The organism is Enterococcus wangshanyuanii (assembly GCF_002197645.1).
Classification (GTDB): Bacteria; Bacillota; Bacilli; order Lactobacillales; family Enterococcaceae; genus Enterococcus_L; species Enterococcus_L wangshanyuanii.
On record NZ_CP021874.1, the window covers coordinates 2,684,353 to 2,702,657 of the forward strand.

Consider the following 18,305-nt stretch of genomic DNA (forward strand, 5'->3'; position numbering starts at 1 on the left):
TTTAATTTGATGAATAGTATTTTGAGCTATCTTTTTTAAACGAGAAGTAACTGATCGTCTTTTAACTCTTGTCCACTGTTTTTGTGGAACATGTCCATCAATTCATTCACAGTCAAATCTTTTTTCTGTTCAGCGGGAACATCAACCACCACTTGCCCTTGATGCAGCATGATCAATCGGTTCCCATAACGAATAGCATCTTCCATATCATGAGTAACCATAAAGGCAGTCAATTGGTGTTCTTGAATCAATTTTTCAGTCAATTCCATAACGGTGATCGATGTTTTTGGATCTAATGCGGCAGTATGTTCATCTAATAAAATCAGTTCTGGTCGAATCAGAGTGGCCATCAAAAGAGTGATTGCCTGACGTTGACCACCAGATAATAAGCCGATTTCTGCAGTTAAACGATTTTCCAGTCCTAAATTTAGACTAGCTAATTGCTCTTTAAAGAAATCACGATCGTTTTTACGAACACCATTGCCAAGTCCGCGTTTTTTTCCTCGTTTCATAGCAAGGGCCATATTTTCTTCTACTGTCAAACGAACTGCCGTCCCCATTTTAGGGTCTTGGAATACGCGACTGATTTGTTTTGATCGAGCAACGACACGTTGTTTCGTAATGTCTTTTCCTTGTAAGGTCAATTGTCCTTCTTCGATGGGTAAAGTTCCTGCGATGCTGTTTAAAAGTGTTGATTTACCCGCACCGTTTCCACCGATGATCGTGATGAATTCACCTTGATTGATCGTCAAATCGATTCCTTTTAACACGTGATTTTCATTGACTGTTCCGCGTTCAAAGTATTGATGTAAATTGTTGATCGTTAATACTGGCTGCATTAATTAGCGCCTCCTTTGCGTTTACCTATTTTAGAGAACCCTAATTTTTTTTGGATCAATGGTGATGATAAGCAGATCACTAAAATAATTGCTGAGAATAGTTTTAAGTCTGCTGGATCGACACGTAACTCTAATACGCAGGCAAGAATAAAACGGTAAAGAATGGCGCCGATCACGATTGTAATCAAGCGTAGACCTAATGATTTATTTTTGAATAAGACTTCGGCAATAATAATCGAAGCCAATCCAATAACAATTGTCCCTATTCCAGAATTCAGATCGGCAAAGTTATTGTTTTGAACTAACAAAGCACCAGCTAGAGCAATACAGCCATTTGACAGCATATAGCCGATGATTTTCATGTTATCTGTATTGATCCCGTTTGCTTCACTCATATCAAGATTATCTCCAGTGGCGCGAGTAGCCAATCCGATTTCTGTTCTAAAGAATAAAACAAGTAAAATAATAACGATGATCACAATCAATGCACCGACAAAAATCGTGCTGTTTACCTTTGAAAGGCCTAAGGATTGAGCATGTGAGAAAATCGAATCTGTCCCAATCAAAGAAATATTCGGCGCGCCCATAATACGGGAGTTGATACTGTACAAGCCAGTCATGGTAATGATGCCTGCTAATAGAGCAGGGATTTTTAGTTTTGTATGCAGTAAACCAGAAACAAGTCCAGCCAGCATCCCTGCAATAAAAGCAATAATTAATGCTGTAATCGGCGCTACCATGGAATGGAGACTGAACAATGATTGAAAAGGAGCAGGCCAGGAAGCGGGATCTTTTGCTAAGATCACTGCTGCTACAGCACCGCCTAAAGGAAAACTCCCTTCGGTAGTTAAATCAGCAATATCTAAAATACGGTAAGTCAGGAATACCCCAATCGCCAATAATGACCATAAAAGGCCTTGCGAGGTGGAGGAAAGTAATATGTCTATCAACAAAATCAGCTTCTTTCAGTAATTTTATGTAGCAGAGTGATGCAAAAGAACGTATCGTTTTTGCACCACTGATGTTCTATTTAGCAGTAGTCAAATCAAGGCGCTTTGATCGTGTCTGGATCGATATCTAGCGCTTTTGCCATGTCTTCATTTACAAACAGTTCTAAGTCTTTGGCTTTTTCAACAGGCATATCTGCAGGCTGTGCTTCTCCTTTAAGGATTTTAGCTGCCATGACACCTGTTTGTTTCCCTAACGCTTTGTAGTCGATCCCAACAGTTGCTAGCCCACCTTGTTCTACTTGCTCGATCGAACCAGCAATCACAGGGATTTTATGTTCTTTAGCTACTTCTCCGATGACTGCAGCGGCGGAAGCGAAGGTATTATCTGTAGGAATATAGATAGCATCAACATCTTTTGCTAAGCTAGTTGTTACTTGTTGAACATCATTTGTTGAGTTTGCTGTTAAAATTTTTGTCTGGATGCCTTCAGCTTTTAGGGCTTTTTCAGCCATGTCAGCTTGGATCTTGGAGTTGGCTTCTCCAGCGTTGTACATGATTCCAACGGTTTTCGCATCAGGAACGATGTTTAGCAATAAAGCAATTTGCTTGTCGATCGGTACGATATCGGTTGTTCCTGTTACATTTCCGCCTGGCTTTTCGTCTGATTTCACTAATTTGGCTCCAACTAAATCAGTAACGGCAGTTACTACAATGGGGATATCTGTGGTTTCGTTTAATAATGATTGTGCAGCAGGTGTTGCGATCCCTAGCAATAAATCGGGCTTTTCTTTGACCAACTTTTCGCTCATGCTTTTTAATTGGGCCTGATCATTTTGTGCATTGGTGTATTCGATCGTTAGGTTTTCGCCTTCTTTAAAGCCATTTTCAGCTAAGCCTTCTTTGAATCCTTCAAAAGCAGCATCCAATGAACCATGTTCGACAGGTTGTAACACACCGATTTTTTTCATGTCACTGTCTGATCCTGAATCTGCTTTTTTGTCGTTTCCACAAGCGCCAAGTGTAAGTAAAGCGACTGCTGATAAAATACTCAATCCTAGTAATTTCTTTTTCATCTCAATTCCTCCAGTATGTTTGTTAAAACAAAAAATCCATTCAGACAATATGCCTAAATGGATTGATAAAAGTCGTCAGTTCAATACTTTCGTTTGCCACTTAGGATTGTCTACGTGGCTGTTTGTTCAGTGCAAAGTGCTCTAGCCATCATAGATACAAAAACAGTTTTTGCTGTTTGCACCCATGATTTCATGAATACAAACCTATCTAAAATAGCTAAAGTAAGCTTTATTCAGTTGTGGGTTGATTAAGTAAGTCATAGTAATCTCCTCCGCAAATTGAATTGTGTTTAGTATAAAGGAAACATGGGAAGAATGTCAACAGATTATTTAAAATTTTCAGACAATTTATTTTTTTATTTAAAAAAGTCTAATATTTTAAATTTTCTTCCTTACGTGCTAGAATTTAAATTGGAGATAAAATTAAAAAAGACTAGGAGAATAATTATGATTTCAAAAAAATTAGTTACCTTAGGTACATTAGCAGCAACAGTATTGGTATTAGGCGCATGTAACAGCGACAGTAAAGACACAAAAGCAAGCTCATCTGACAGTAAAACAGAAGCAACTTCAACAAGCTCAAGCATGGATGCTGTAAGTTCAGCTTCAGTGAGTGACAAACCAGAAGTGCTTGAAACAGCATTAGGCGAAGACGGAAACTGGATCATTGCAGCAACTGCAGACGTTACTTTCGATAAAGATGTAACTGTTGCAGGTGAATTCCATGATAAGGGAGATTCTTCAGCGGATATTTATAGAAAATTAGCGTTATATTCACAAGACGCAGATCGTAAAGTGACTGCTGAATACACAATCACTGTTCCTGAATTAGTGGTTGAATCTGAAAACTTCAATATCGTTAACGGAACAGTTAAAGGAAACATCTTAGTAAAAGCAAATGGTTTTGTTTTGAATGGCGCAAAAGTTGACGGAAACGTGACTTTTGAAAAAGAAGAATACAAAACATCTGCTAAACTTGATGAAGAAGGCGCAGAAGTAACTGGTGACGTAACCGTTCAATAAAAATAGTCCCATATTATAGAGGTACTCGATCAGATAATCGAGTGCCTTTTTTATTATGATAAAAGGTTGCGAAACAACTTGACTTTTACTATAGAAGGAAGTATAGTGTATAGATGCAAAAACTATCTGAAAAGTGACGAAGCAGGAGCGAAATATTGTCCGTTCCGGTTTTTAATAGGGAAACAAAAGTAGAAACGCACGAGAAATTTTCAAGAGCACATTCTATTTTTGGTTTTTTTTTGCCTAAAAACTGCAAAAAATGCTCAATATTACGAATATTTAATATTTGTAATATTAATGAAATGTTTTCGGTTAGTGTTTTGATAGACTTTTAATTAGAGGAGTGAAGAGCTTGGCTGGACACGTAGTAAAATACGGAAAACACCGCGAACGTAGAAGTTTCGCCCGGATCAGTGAAGTGTTGGAATTACCCAACTTGATTGAGATTCAAACAGACTCTTACCAATGGTTTTTAGATGAAGGCTTAAGAGAAATGTTTGAAGACATTTTACCAATTGATGATTTCCAAGGAAATCTATCGTTGGAATTCGTGGATTATGAATTAAAAGAACCTAAGTACACTGTAGAAGAAGCGCGTTCACATGACGCAAACTATTCTGCACCTTTACATGTCACTCTAAGATTAACAAACCGTGAATCTGGAGAAATCAAATCACAAGAAGTTTTCTTCGGTGATTTCCCTCTAATGACTGAAATGGGAACATTTATCATCAATGGAGCAGAACGTGTTATCGTTTCTCAATTAGTACGTTCACCAGGTGTATATTTCCATGGCAAAGTAGATAAAAATGGGAAAGAAGGCTTTGGCTCAACTGTGATCCCTAACCGTGGCGCATGGTTGGAAATGGAAACAGATGCCAAGGATATTTCTTATGTGCGTATTGACCGTACTCGTAAAATTCCTTTAACTGTCTTAGTCCGTGCTTTAGGTTTCGGTTCTGATGATACGATTTTTGAAATTTTCGGTGAGTCATTAAGTTTACGTAATACGATCGAAAAAGATTTACACAAAAATGCTAGCGATTCTCGTACAGAAGAAGGGCTAAAAGATATTTATGAGCGTCTTCGCCCAGGCGAACCTAAAACAGCAGATAGTTCTCGTAACTTACTGAATGCTCGTTTCTTTGATCCAAAACGTTACGACTTAGCAAATGTTGGTCGTTATAAAGTCAACAAAAAATTAGATTTAAAAACACGTCTATTGAACCTAACTTTAGGAGAAACACTGATCGATCCTGAAACAGGAGAAATCCTTGTTGAAAAAGGAACAGTGTTGACGCACCAAGTAATGGAAACATTAGGTGAGCATATCGATAACGGACTAAACAGCGTGACTTATTACCCTAGCGAAGACGGTGTGGTAACTGAACCAATGACAGTTCAAGTCATCAAAGTTCTTTCTCCAAAAGATCCTGAGCGTATCGTTAATGTGATCGGTAATGGGTATCCTGATACAAGTGTGAAAACAGTTCGTCCAGCAGATATCGTTGCTTCAATGAGCTACTTCTTCAATTTACAAGAAGATATCGGTAATGTGGATGACATCGATCACTTAGGAAACCGTCGTATCCGTTCAGTCGGTGAATTATTACAAAATCAATTCCGTATCGGTTTAGCGCGTATGGAACGTGTGGTTCGTGAAAGAATGTCTATTCAAGACACTGAAACATTGACACCACAACAATTGATCAATATTCGTCCAGTTGTAGCAAGTATCAAAGAATTCTTTGGTTCTTCTCAGCTATCACAGTTCATGGACCAAACAAATCCTCTAGGTGAGTTGACACACAAACGTCGTCTATCTGCCTTAGGACCTGGTGGTTTGACTCGTGACCGTGCCGGCTATGAAGTACGAGACGTTCACTATTCTCACTATGGCCGTATGTGTCCGATCGAAACGCCTGAGGGCCCGAATATCGGTTTGATCAATAGCTTATCAAGTTATGCCAAAGTCAATAAATTTGGCTTTATTGAAACTCCGTATCGTCGTGTGGACCGTGCAACTGGAAAAGTAACAGACCAAGTGGATTACCTAACTGCTGACACGGAAGACCACTATATCGTAGCGCAAGCAAACTCACGTTTAAACGAAGATGGAACCTTTGCTGAAGAATTAGTAATGGCTCGTCTACAAAGTGAAAACCTTGAAGTAACGATCGATAAAGTCGATTACATGGACGTTTCACCGAAACAAGTAGTTGCCGTGGCGACTGCATGTATTCCTTTCTTGGAAAACGATGACTCCAACCGTGCCTTGATGGGTGCCAACATGCAACGTCAAGCAGTGCCTTTGATCCAACCTCGTTCACCACTTGTGGGAACTGGTATGGAATACAAATCTGCACATGACTCAGGTGCCGCTCTTTTATGTAAACATGATGGTGTCGTTGAATATGTGGATGCATCAGAAGTACGCGTTCGCCGTGACAATGGCGCATTAGATAAATACATGGTCACAAAATTCCGTCGTTCAAATTCAGGTACAAGCTACAACCAACGTCCAATCGTTCTTTTAGGCGAAAAAGTTGAAAAAGGCGATACATTAGCAGATGGACCTTCTATGGAAGAAGGAGAAATGGCTTTAGGACAAAACGTACTTGTTGGATTCATGACGTGGGAAGGGTACAACTACGAGGATGCGATCATCATGAGCCGTCGTTTGGTGAAAGATGATGTGTATACATCTATTCATATTGAAGAATATGAATCAGAAGCTCGTGATACAAAATTAGGACCTGAAGAAATCACTCGCGAAATTCCAAACGTTGGTGAAGATGCGTTGAAAGATCTTGACGAAATGGGAATCATTCGTATCGGTGCTGAGGTTAAAGATGGCGATCTATTAGTAGGTAAAGTAACGCCTAAAGGGGTAACTGAGTTATCTGCTGAAGAGCGTTTACTACATGCAATCTTTGGTGAAAAAGCCCGTGAAGTTCGTGATACCTCTCTACGTGTGCCTCATGGCGGCGGCGGGATCGTTCACGATGTGAAAATCTTTACTCGCGAAGCTGGCGACGAATTGTCACCAGGTGTGAATATGCTCGTTCGTGTGTATATCGTTCAAAAACGTAAGATCAACGAAGGGGATAAAATGGCCGGTCGTCACGGAAATAAAGGGGTCGTATCCCGTATTATGCCGGAAGAAGACATGCCGTTCTTACCAGATGGCACACCGATCGATATCATGTTGAACCCATTAGGGGTACCATCACGTATGAATATCGGACAAGTACTAGAGTTGCACTTAGGAATGGCTGCCCGTCAATTAGGTATCCACATTGCAACGCCAGTATTTGATGGGGCTAATGATGATGACGTTTGGGACACTGTTCGTGAAGCTGGTATGGCTAGTGATGCGAAAACAGTACTTTACGATGGACGTACTGGTGAACCATTCGATAACCGTATCTCTGTTGGTGTAATGTACATGATCAAATTGGCCCACATGGTCGATGATAAATTGCATGCTCGTTCTATTGGACCATACTCACTTGTTACTCAACAACCACTTGGAGGTAAAGCTCAATTTGGTGGACAACGTTTTGGGGAAATGGAAGTATGGGCACTGGAAGCATATGGTGCAGCTTATACATTACAAGAAATCTTAACGTACAAATCTGATGACGTGGTTGGTCGTGTGAAAACATACGAAGCGATCGTCAAAGGTGAACCAATTCCAAAACCAGGTGTACCGGAATCATTCCGTGTATTGGTGAAAGAGTTACAATCACTTGGATTAGATATGCGCGTATTGGACATTGAAGAACAAGAAATCGAATTGCGTGATATGGATGACGATGATGATGACTTGATCACAGTTGATGCCCTAACAAAATTTGCCGAACAACAATCAGCGAAACAATTAGAAAAAGAAGCAGCTGAAGCAAAAGAAGCTGCCGATGCAGTTCTTGAACAAGAAATTGAAACAGCTGAAGATACTAAAAACTAATTGTTCGAAGTCATAGTAAAATTGTCAAGTTAGATTTGTTTCAGTTTTCTTAGTATAAAGAAAGCTGATTCAATTGGCGGAAGAAAATACGAAGTTGAAAAAGTACTCTATTTTCTTCTCGCCCTAACTTTTCCTATCAAGAAATGGAGGGAATTCCTTTTGATCGATGTAAATAAATTCGAAAGTATGCAAATAGGTTTGGCTTCTCCAGAAAAGATCAGAAGCTGGTCTTACGGTGAAGTAAAGAAACCTGAAACGATTAACTACCGTACGCTAAAACCTGAACGTGAAGGGTTATTCTGTGAACGTATTTTCGGTCCAACCAAAGACTGGGAATGTGCTTGCGGAAAATATAAACGTATTCGTTATAAAGGTATCGTTTGTGATCGTTGTGGTGTAGAAGTGACTCGTTCTAAAGTTCGTCGTGAACGTATGGGACATATCGAGTTAGCAGCACCTGTTTCACATATCTGGTATTTCAAAGGTATTCCATCTCGTATGGGTCTTGTGTTAGACATGAGCCCGCGTGCATTAGAAGAAATCATCTACTTTGCTTCTTACGTAGTAATTGATGCTGGAGATACTTCTTTAGAGAAAAAACAATTATTGACAGAGCGCGAATACCGCGACAAACGTGACCAATATGGTCAAGGCTTTACTGCAGCAATGGGTGCAGAAGCTGTCAAACAATTATTGGATAATGTTGACTTAGATGGTGAAGTAACTCAATTAAAAGAAGAGTTGAAATCTGCTCAAGGTCAAAAAAGAACACGTGCGATCCGTCGTTTGGATATTTTAGAAGCCTTCCGTGCTTCTGGAAACTTGCCAAGCTGGATGGTTATGGATGTTATCCCTGTTATCCCGCCTGATTTACGTCCGATGGTTCAATTAGAAGGTGGTCGTTTTGCGACTTCTGACTTGAATGACTTGTACCGTCGTGTAATCAACCGTAATAACCGTTTGAAACGTCTATTAGACTTGAATGCACCAAGTATCATCGTGCAAAATGAAAAACGTATGCTGCAAGAAGCAGTTGACGCATTGATCGATAATGGTCGTCGCGGCCGTCCTGTTACAGGACCTGGTAACCGTCCATTGAAATCACTTTCTCATATGTTGAAAGGGAAACAAGGTCGTTTCCGTCAAAACTTACTGGGTAAACGTGTGGATTACTCTGGTCGTTCAGTTATCGTCGTAGGACCTAACCTGAAAATGTACCAATGTGGTCTACCAAAAGAAATGGCGATCGAATTGTTCAAACCATTCGTAATGCGCGAATTGGTTCAACGTGAAATCGCAACAAACATCAAGAATGCAAAACGTAAAATCGAACGCGGTGAAGATGAAGTTTGGGATATTCTAGAAGAAGTTATCCAAGAACATCCAGTTTTACTTAACCGGGCACCTACGTTACACAGACTTGGTATCCAAGCCTTTGAACCTGTCTTAGTTGAAGGTCGTGCGATTCGTCTTCACCCATTAGTATGTGAAGCCTACAATGCCGATTTCGATGGAGACCAAATGGCCGTTCACGTACCGCTGAATGAAGAAGCACAAGCTGAAGCGCGTATGTTGATGTTAGCAGCACAAAACATCTTGAACCCGAAAGATGGTAAACCAGTTGTTACTCCATCTCAAGATATGGTCTTAGGTAACTACTACCTAACAATGGAAGAAGACGAACGTGAAGGGGAAGGTATGATCTTCCGTGACATGAATGAAGCTGTGTTAGCATGGCGTAATGGTTATGTCCATTTACACTCACGTATCGGTGTTCAAACAACTTTACTTGGCGACAAACCATTTACGGATTGGCAAAAAGAACGTATTTTGATCACAACTGTCGGTAAGATTATCTTTAATGAAATCATGCCAGTAGAATTCCCTTACTTGAATGAACCAACTGACTACAACTTAACGGTCCAAACGCCGGACAACTACTTTGTAGAAGCTGGAACAGATATTCCTGCCCACATTAAAGCACAAGAATTAGTCTTGCCTTTCAAGAAGAAAAATCTAGGAAATATCATTGCAGAAGTCTTCAAGAGATTCCATATCACTGAAACTTCTAAGATGCTTGATAGAATGAAAGACTTAGGATACAAACACTCAACTCATGCGGGGATGACGGTTGGTATCGCAGATATCATGGTCTTACATGAGAAACAAGAAATCATTGAAAATGCACATAAACAAGTCGAAAATATCACGAAACAATTCCGTCGTGGTCTGATCACAGATGACGAACGTTATGAACGTGTTATCGGCGTGTGGAATGCTGCGAAAGATGAGATCCAACAAAAACTGATCGAAAGTATGGATGCGAAAAATCCAATCTTCATGATGTCAGATTCTGGAGCCCGTGGTAACATCTCCAACTTTACTCAGCTTGCTGGTATGCGTGGATTGATGGCTGCTCCGAACGGACGTATCATGGAATTGCCGATCATCTCTAACTTCCGTGAAGGACTTTCTGTCTTGGAAATGTTTATCTCTACTCACGGAGCTCGTAAAGGGATGACCGATACAGCCTTGAAGACAGCCGATTCAGGTTACTTGACTCGTCGTCTAGTTGACGTAGCACAAGATGTGATCATTCGTGAAGACGATTGTGGAACAGACCGTGGCTTAGTGATCCAAGCGATCCGTGAAGGAAATGAAATCATTGAAACACTTGAAGAACGTCTGCTTGGACGTTACACTCGTAAATCAGTGATCCATCCTGAAACAGGTAAAGTCATCATTGGTGAAGACCAATTGATCTCAGAAGATCTTGCAAAAGAAATCGTAGATGCAGGTATCGAAACAGTAACGATTCGTTCCGTATTTACATGTAATACAAAACACGGTGTATGTAAACACTGTTATGGCCGTAACTTAGCAACTGGTTCAGGTGTTGAAGTTGGTGAAGCTGTTGGTACGATCGCAGCTCAATCAATCGGAGAACCTGGTACACAATTGACAATGCGTACGTTCCATACCGGCGGGGTTGCCGGTGATGATATCACTCAAGGTCTTCCCCGTGTCCAAGAAATCTTTGAAGCGCGTAATCCGAAAGGGCAAGCAGTCATCACAGAAGTTACCGGTGAAGTCATCGATATCTCTGAAGATCCTGCAACACGTCAAAAAGAAGTAACGATCAAAGGGAAAACAGATACACGTACGTATACTGTTCCTTATACTGCTCGTATGAAAGTTGCTGAAGGCGATACGATCCATCGTGGTGAGCCGTTGACAGAAGGTTCGATCGATCCGAAACAATTGCTGCAAGTCCGCGATGTATTATCTGTTGAAAACTACTTATTGCGTGAAGTACAACGTGTGTACCGTATGCAAGGGGTAGAAATCGGCGATAAACATATCGAGGTAATGGTTCGTCAAATGCTGCGTAAAGTTCGTGTCATGGATCCAGGTGATACTGAAATCTTACCAGGTACATTACTTGATATCGCAGAATTTAAAGATCGTAACTACGATACATTAGTAGCTGGCGGAGTTCCTGCAACAAGCCGTCCAGTGTTACTAGGAATCACAAAAGCATCATTGGAAACAAACAGTTTCTTATCTGCTGCGTCATTCCAAGAAACAACACGTGTGTTGACAGATGCTGCGATTCGCGGTAAGAAAGATCCATTACTTGGATTGAAAGAAAATGTTATCATTGGTAAGATCATCCCAGCTGGTACTGGTATGGCTCGTTACCGTAACATGGAACCAAAAGAAGTCGGCGTAGCTAGCGAAAATGTCTACAGTATCTCTGATATTGAAGCACAAATGGCTGCTGAAGATGCGTTGAACGAGTTAAATAAATAAACAAAAAAAAGCTAGAATCGTAATCGATTCTAGCTTTTTTGTTTTAATCAAGTTCTGCAGCGGCTTCCTTATCTAAAATGATGGTTAAGTTCGGATGAACTTGAAGTAGAGATGCCGGAACATCATTCGTTACAGGACCAAAGAAAGCTTGTTTAATGATCTTCGCTTTTTTCGCTCCTGTAGCAAATAGCACGATTTCTTTTGCTTGCATGACGCTTTTCGGTCCCATTGTTACATAAAAATCAGGACGCTCGCTTTCGTCTCCGCCAACTTCGCTAAGCAGAATATCTTTCATATTTTCAGTGGCATTTTCATCTACCACAGAAGTTAAGTTTTCAAAGGTTGTTGTTCCTGGCAGATTTCCACAGTAATGACCGTCAGCGCCAATCCCAAGTAAAATCAAATCTAAACCGCCATCTTGGGCAATTCTTGCATCTTGGGTTTTGTAATTTTTTTCGTCAAGCGGGTGAATATGATCGGAATCGATTTCTGCTGGTTCAAAAAATAGTTTGTTTAAATTTGACATAGTGACACCATAGCCTGTTTTTTTCTTGAAAGGAATTTCATCGAAATTATAGTAGTGAACATTATCAAAATACGCTTTGTTTTTGACATCCTCTACAAGATACTCGTACATTTTAACTGGCGTCGATCCTGCTGTGATCGCTAAGTTTACTCGTTTGTTTTGATACATTTTACCTAATAAAACATTTGCGGCTACACGGCTCATTTTTTCATAGTTTTCTTCTATGATGATTTTCATATACACACACATCCTTTGCTTTTTGTTTAATGTATCATGTGGGAACCATCCCATGTCAATGGACTTTAAGCAAAAGAATAGGATTATTCGAATAATCAGCTTATGATAGAAAAAGAGGTGATGCAAAATGGAAAAAACATATGAAAAAGCTATTTTTGCTGGTGGTTGCTTCTGGTGTATGGTGAAGCCATTTGATAGTCAGCCAGGGATTATTTCTGTCGTGTCAGGATATACTGGCGGACACATAGAAAATCCCACCTATGCACAGGTCACAACAGGTACTACCGGTCATACAGAAGCAGTAGAAATCACATATGACCCAGAAATTATATCGTACGAAGAACTGGTAGAAATTTATTGGCAGCAGACAGATCCGACAGATGCCCTAGGACAATTTGCCGATCGAGGCGATTCCTATCGTCCAGTGATTTTTTACTCAAGTGAAGCACAAAAAGAAATTGCCGAGAAATCAAAAGCAGCATTGCAAGCAAGTGGTCGTTTTACACAACCGATCGTCACTAAGATAGAATCTGCTCAACCATTTTATCCAGCAGAGGACTACCACCAAGATTATTATAAGAAACACAGTGTTCATTATAATCTGTATCGTGAGGGATCTGGGCGTGCAGGATTTATTCGGAAAAATTGGAAGAACTAAAACGAGAGAAAGGGAGATAAGGGCATTATTGCTCTTATCTCTTTATTTATCTAGATAAAGTATCAGAAATAAGGCGAATGCTAAAAATGGAACAAACGGAAGCTGTTTTATTTTTTGTTTTAAAATGAGACGAAACAATAATGAAACAAATAATGCACAACCACTGGCAATAAATAATAGCAAAATCAATGATTTATTGCCAAGCAGCACTCCCCAAGAGGTAATTAAAAGAATATCCCCACCTCCGATAGCTTCCGTGAATAGGTGATTTAAGCTAGTCAGAATGATAAATAGGAAGACGCCGGTAATTATATGAAATGGCAATTTTAGAGAATAGTGAAAGCTAAATAGCAACAATATGAAAGGGAAAAATAGCTTAGGCTCCACAATCAAATAAAAGATATCAGTCAAGGTCAAAGTAAAAGCGACAAGCGAAAAGAAGAAAATGTACATGGAATAACTGTTACCAAAATCTGTCAATAGAAATAGAAAACCAACAATAAACTCACTAAACAAATAACTGACTGGCAATCTATGATAACAGTAACGGCAGCGAAATCTTAATAAAATAATGGAGATAATTGGAATCAACTCGAAAAATCCTAATTTGGTATGACACTCTGAACACTGTGATGCAGGAACAACAATAGACTTCCCGATCGGCACTCTTTCAGCAACTAAGCAAAGAAAAGAACCGACCACACTGCCAATAATAAACCGAAACAACCACATGAAATCCCTCCTCTAAATAAAAATACGCAAATAATTCCTTTTTTAACTAGACAAATATTTTTTTATTAGGAATAATTGAAGTAAGAGAAAAGGAGCGAGAAAATGAAAGAAATAGCGATCGGTGTAGATATCGGAACGACACAAACAAAAGCAGTTGGCTTTAACGAAGATGGAACTGTTCGGACATCAGCGTATATTCGCTATCCGTTGATCCAAGAAGCAGAGGGAATGGCAGAGCAGGATGTAGAGCAAATTTTTCAAGCGGTTGTCTCCTGTATTAGCCAAGTAGTATCAGCCGTTCAGCCCTTAGAGATTTCTGTGATTTCATTTTCAACGGCGATGCATGGGTTGATTGCCGTAGATAAGAAAGGCCAGCCATTGACACGAGTGATTACTTGGGCGGATAATCGAGCAGAAAAATATGCAGAAGCATTCAAAAATACGTTGCTGGGACAAACGGTTTATCAGAATACAGGGATGCCGATGCACCCGATGACGCCATTTCACAAAATTCGTTGGCTGAAGGAGCAGCATGCAGAAATTTTTGCCCGAGCAGAAAAATTTATTGGCATGAAAGAGTATGTTTTTTATCGCTTTTTCAATCGATATATCACTGATTTTAGCACAGCTTCAGGAACTGGTTTTTTTAATATTCATACTCTTGACTGGGATCGCCAGGCGCTAGACGAAATGCAGATTACACAAGAACAGTTACCGTTGTTAGCTTCACCTACATATCAAATGACAGGACTAAATAAAGAGTTAGCTGAACAAATAGGGGTAACAGAGCAAACGATTTTTGTTTTGGGAGGAGCCGATGGTCCCTTATCTAATTTAGGCCTTGGGGCGATAGCAAAAGGTACAGCAACGTTAACCGTAGGCACTAGCGGCGCTTTACGTTATATCGTTGATCAACCGTATACACATCCGCAGGCGGAAACCTTCTGTTGTTTGCTGGACGAAAAACATTGGGTCATTGGTGGTGCAACAAGTAATGGCGCAGGCATTTTTGATTGGGCCTGTGAAAATTTACTTAAGGAAGTACAGTTGGATGCACGAATTGCCGGGAAAAATTCCTATGATGCTGTGATGGAACAGGTGAAGGAAGTACCAGTGGGTGCTAAGGGATTATTATTTCATCCTTATTTACTTGGGGAGCGGGCACCATTATGGGATGCCGAAGCTGCCGGTAGTTTTGTCGGCTTAAAACGAAATCATGATGATAAAGTGATGATGCGGGCAGTGATAGAAGGAATCTGCTTGAACTTTAAAAGGATACTGACTGAGTTGGAAGAATTGGGCGGTCCTGTACAGGAAATACGAGCAACTGGCGGATTTGCAGATTCTGAGGTGTTTAAAGAAATCATGGCAGATGTTTTAGGCTATGAATTATCATTGACGGAAAGTATTGAAGCATCAGCTTTAGGTGCTGTTTTGCTTGGTTGGCAGAGCGTAGGAAAAATCAATGATTTAGAACAGGCTTGTAAAAATGTGCAGATTTATGAAACTGTGATCCCAACACCGTCTAGGAATCAGATCTATCAGCAACTATATCCGATATACTTGGCTACGCAGCAGCAATTGTCGGCAAGTTATCATCAGTTGGCAAAATTGAGAGCTGATTTAGACGGACTTTTTGATCGATAACAATAGACTTATTTTACTAATACATGAGAGAATGGAGGAAAGAGGATGAAGAAATTATGGTTTGTCCCGTTGATAGTTGTTGGATTTCTTCTGACAAGTTGCGGGGCAAAGGGAATTTCAGCAGAAGAAGCCGGCGAGCTATTGATCGATCAGCTTATTTATCAAAAAGAAGGCAATAAATTCAAAAAAGAATTTCGAGATGGTGAACAGGCCAGTAAAGAATTGGATGAAAATAGTAAAAAATTTGAAGAAAATTTTGCTAGTGGCTTGTCTTCTGCTGGTGCAACAGTGAAAGAAGAACAATCGAGCCAGTTAACGAAAGAACTTTTGCAGCAAGCGAGAGAGAAAACGTCATATAAAGTTGTCCAAATCGATGAGAATAAAAAAGGTGCGACAATTTCATATTACGTTACAGGTTTAGATTTAGTCAGTGCGATGCAGGAAATGACAAGAGAATTAGTTAAGAAAACAATGGAGAGCTCTGACCTTGCCAATAATGATCAAAAAACGCTAGATGCCACCTTTTCAATTTTAGAAGAACGTGTTCAAACGATCAAGATCAAAACAGATCCGGTGGAACTTAAGATTCGGCTAGAAAAAGAAAAAGGGAAATGGTTTGTCCCGAAAGATCAAAAAGATGCAGTCTTCAACCTTTTTCTAGCATTCATTGCTGGTACTGAAAGTGAAGATGCGATGAATGAAGAGTTGGAAGTGGCGATGAATGAGGTCGCTAAAGAAATTATTGATTCGTTGGACTCCCAACCGATCGTAAATAATGATTAAGTGTTAGATTATAATTATTATCAAATGATAAATAATATAAAAATGAAAGATTTTAGTGTACTTTTTTTCCGTTTCGTACTACAATGATATATGTAGATAAAATATTTAGGAGGATGATGTATAATGAAATTTGAACAAACAAAAGAAGTCTTGAACCAACTAGTTGCAGATTTAAGCCAGTTTTCAGTAGTGATCCACCAAACACATTGGTATATGCGTGGACCAGAATTCTTGACGCTACACCCAAAAATGGATGAGCTTATGGACGAAATCAATGACCAGTTAGATGTTATTTCTGAACGTTTGATCACATTAGACGGCGCTCCATATTCAACATTACAAGAATTTGCTGACCATACTGGAATTGAAGATGAAATTGGTACGTATGAACGTACGATTCCTGAACGTATGGAAAAATTAGTAGAAGGCTACCGTTACTTAGCTGATCTATATCAAAAAGGAATTGACGTGTCTGGCGATGAAGGCGACGATTCTACACAAGATATCTTTATTGCAAATAAAACAGATATCGAAAAAAATATTTGGATGTTGCAAGCAAAATTAGGCAAAGCGCCTGGTATCGATGCAGATTCACGTACGAAAACTCGTTAATTAGATAATCAAAAAACACTACAAAATAAAATTTTATTTTGTAGTGTTTTTTTTGTCTTCTTTTTTTAATGCTTCTTTTCCGCGTTCGACAGCCGCTCTTACTTGGTCGAAGCCAGTACCACCATAGGAATGACGGCGCTCAATGGCTGTTTTTGAAGCTAACGTTTGATAGATATCCGCTTCAATAAGTGGTGTTACTGCTTGATATTCCTCTAAAGGAATATCCTGCAAGTATATCCCTTTTTTCGTACAATCAAGTACTAATTTCCCAACGATTTCGTGCGCTTGGCGGAAAGGTAAGCCTTTATTAGCAAGATAATCAGCAAGTTCAGTGGCGTTCGAAAAATCTTTTTCAGTCGATTTTTCCATGGTTTCTTTATTTAAGGACATTGTTTCGACCATGCCAGCTATGATCTCTAAGCTAGTTAGAATCGTCTGTGCTGTGTCAAACATGCCTTCTTTGTCTTCTTGAAGATCCTTGTTATAAGCTAAAGGCAACCCTTTTAAAACCGTTAAAAGGCTGAATAAATTGCCATATACGCGGCCTGACTTTCCGCGTATCAATTCCGCCATGTCCGGATTCTTTTTCTGCGGCATGATCGAACTTCCTGTAGAGAAGGTATCTGTCAGTTCAATGAACTGAAATTCATGACTGCACCACAAAATGATTTCCTCGCAAAAACGAGAAAGATGCATCATCATGATCGAACTGTTACTCAGAAATTCTAAGATAAAATCTCGATCACTAACACCATCCAGACTATTATCGTAAATAGAAGAGAACCCTAATAACTCAGCCGAATACGCTCGGTCGATCGGAAAAGTCGTGCCTGCTAAAGCAGCACAGCCTAAAGGTGAAATATCGATTCGTTTTAGACTTTCAGAAAAACGCTCCTGATCGCGTGTCAGCATGCCGTAATAAGCCATCATATGATGCCCGAATGAAATAGGCTGAGCATGCTGCAAATGGGTATATCCAGGCATGATCGTCTCGATGTTTTCCTCAGCTTTTTGCACTAATACTTGGCGGAAAAGCTGAATTTTTTCAATAACCTCTTGAACTGTTTCTTTCAAATATAGGTGCATATCTGTTGCTACTTGATCATTTCGGCTACGTCCAGTGTGGAGTTTTCCGGCTACAGGACCGATTTCATCATGTAAATGCGTTTCGATATTAAGATGGATATCTTCATTTTCTATGCTGAATTCCAGCTCGCCTGCAGCTAATTTAACTTGAAGAGTCTTTAAACCATTCGTGATTTGTCCTGCTTCATCTTGGGTTAAAATCCCCGTTTTCGCCAACATTTTGACATGGGCCAAACTGCCAGTAATATCTTGTTGCGCTAATTGTTGATCGAAAGGGATCGAAGCACCAAATGCATCGATCCAGGCCTCACTTTTACCTTCAAAACGACCGCCCCATAATTTCTTCATCGTACTCA

General features: G+C 39.8%; 13 protein-coding genes. 7 read left to right on the plus strand and 6 right to left on the minus strand.

Translation table 11 applies throughout. From position 1 onward, the window contains the following. Positions 1–35: 35 nt before the first annotated feature. The 3 genes from CC204_RS13290 to CC204_RS13300 all read right to left on the minus strand — a co-directional run bounded on the left by CC204_RS13290 (position 36) and on the right by CC204_RS13300 (position 2,862). On the minus strand, positions 36–839 hold the full coding sequence (locus CC204_RS13290; RefSeq protein WP_088270603.1) for an ABC transporter ATP-binding protein: 804 nt from the start codon (positions 837–839) through the stop codon (positions 36–38). Beyond that, entirely contained in the window at positions 839–1,789 is a 951-nt protein-coding gene (locus tag CC204_RS13295; RefSeq protein WP_088271724.1) for an ABC transporter permease, read from the minus strand. The genes CC204_RS13290 and CC204_RS13295 overlap by 1 nt, the downstream gene beginning before the upstream one ends. A 95-nt stretch (positions 1,790–1,884) precedes the next feature. Then, a complete protein-coding gene (locus CC204_RS13300) occupies positions 1,885–2,862 on the minus strand; it encodes an ABC transporter substrate-binding protein (protein ID WP_088270604.1) in 978 nt (325 codons plus the stop codon). 447 nt (positions 2,863–3,309) lie between these two features. Between CC204_RS13300 and CC204_RS13305 the strand changes: the two genes are divergently transcribed. The 3 genes from CC204_RS13305 to rpoC all read left to right on the plus strand — a co-directional run bounded on the left by CC204_RS13305 (position 3,310) and on the right by rpoC (position 11,668). Next, positions 3,310–3,885, plus strand: coding sequence for a bactofilin family protein (locus tag CC204_RS13305; RefSeq protein WP_088270605.1), 576 nt, complete (start codon positions 3,310–3,312; stop codon positions 3,883–3,885). 352 nt (positions 3,886–4,237) lie between these two features. Continuing rightward, the gene (gene rpoB / locus CC204_RS13315) at positions 4,238–7,855 is read left to right on the plus strand and encodes a DNA-directed RNA polymerase subunit beta (RefSeq protein WP_162288355.1); all 3,618 of its coding nucleotides are present in this window, start codon (positions 4,238–4,240) and stop codon (positions 7,853–7,855) included. A 159-nt stretch (positions 7,856–8,014) separates the two neighbouring features. Then, positions 8,015–11,668: a DNA-directed RNA polymerase subunit beta' gene (gene rpoC / locus CC204_RS13320; protein WP_088270607.1), complete on the plus strand. Its 3,654-nt coding sequence runs from the start codon at positions 8,015–8,017 to the stop codon at positions 11,666–11,668. A 43-nt stretch (positions 11,669–11,711) separates the two neighbouring features. On the opposite strand, the gene CC204_RS13325 is transcribed toward rpoC, so the two are convergent. Beyond that, positions 11,712–12,431: a glucosamine-6-phosphate deaminase gene (locus tag CC204_RS13325; RefSeq protein WP_088270608.1), complete on the minus strand. Its 720-nt coding sequence runs from the start codon at positions 12,429–12,431 to the stop codon at positions 11,712–11,714. Positions 12,432–12,558: 127 nt separating this feature from the next. Between CC204_RS13325 and msrA the strand changes: the two genes are divergently transcribed. After that, entirely contained in the window at positions 12,559–13,089 is a 531-nt protein-coding gene (gene msrA, locus CC204_RS13330) for a peptide-methionine (S)-S-oxide reductase MsrA (RefSeq protein ID WP_087640470.1), read from the plus strand. A 42-nt stretch (positions 13,090–13,131) separates the two neighbouring features. Here msrA and CC204_RS13335 read toward each other — a convergent pair whose 3' ends face one another. Beyond that, positions 13,132–13,821 (minus strand): prepilin peptidase, encoded by a 690-nt coding sequence (locus tag CC204_RS13335; protein WP_088270609.1) that lies wholly within the window; start codon positions 13,819–13,821, stop codon positions 13,132–13,134. A 102-nt stretch (positions 13,822–13,923) separates the two neighbouring features. Between CC204_RS13335 and CC204_RS13340 the strand changes: the two genes are divergently transcribed. The 3 genes from CC204_RS13340 (at position 13,924) to CC204_RS13350 (ending at position 16,863) form a co-directional block, all read left to right on the plus strand. After that, entirely contained in the window at positions 13,924–15,468 is a 1,545-nt protein-coding gene (locus tag CC204_RS13340; protein WP_088270610.1) for a gluconokinase, read from the plus strand. Between the two features lie 45 nt (positions 15,469–15,513). After that, the gene (locus CC204_RS13345) at positions 15,514–16,251 is read left to right on the plus strand and encodes a DUF5105 domain-containing protein (RefSeq protein WP_088270611.1); all 738 of its coding nucleotides are present in this window, start codon (positions 15,514–15,516) and stop codon (positions 16,249–16,251) included. Between the two features lie 123 nt (positions 16,252–16,374). Continuing rightward, entirely contained in the window at positions 16,375–16,863 is a 489-nt protein-coding gene (locus CC204_RS13350) for a Dps family protein (RefSeq protein ID WP_087640474.1), read from the plus strand. 33 nt (positions 16,864–16,896) lie between these two features. Here CC204_RS13350 and argH read toward each other — a convergent pair whose 3' ends face one another. Beyond that, entirely contained in the window at positions 16,897–18,297 is a 1,401-nt protein-coding gene (gene argH, locus CC204_RS13355) for an argininosuccinate lyase (protein ID WP_088270612.1), read from the minus strand. Between the last annotated feature and the right edge of the window lie 8 nt (positions 18,298–18,305).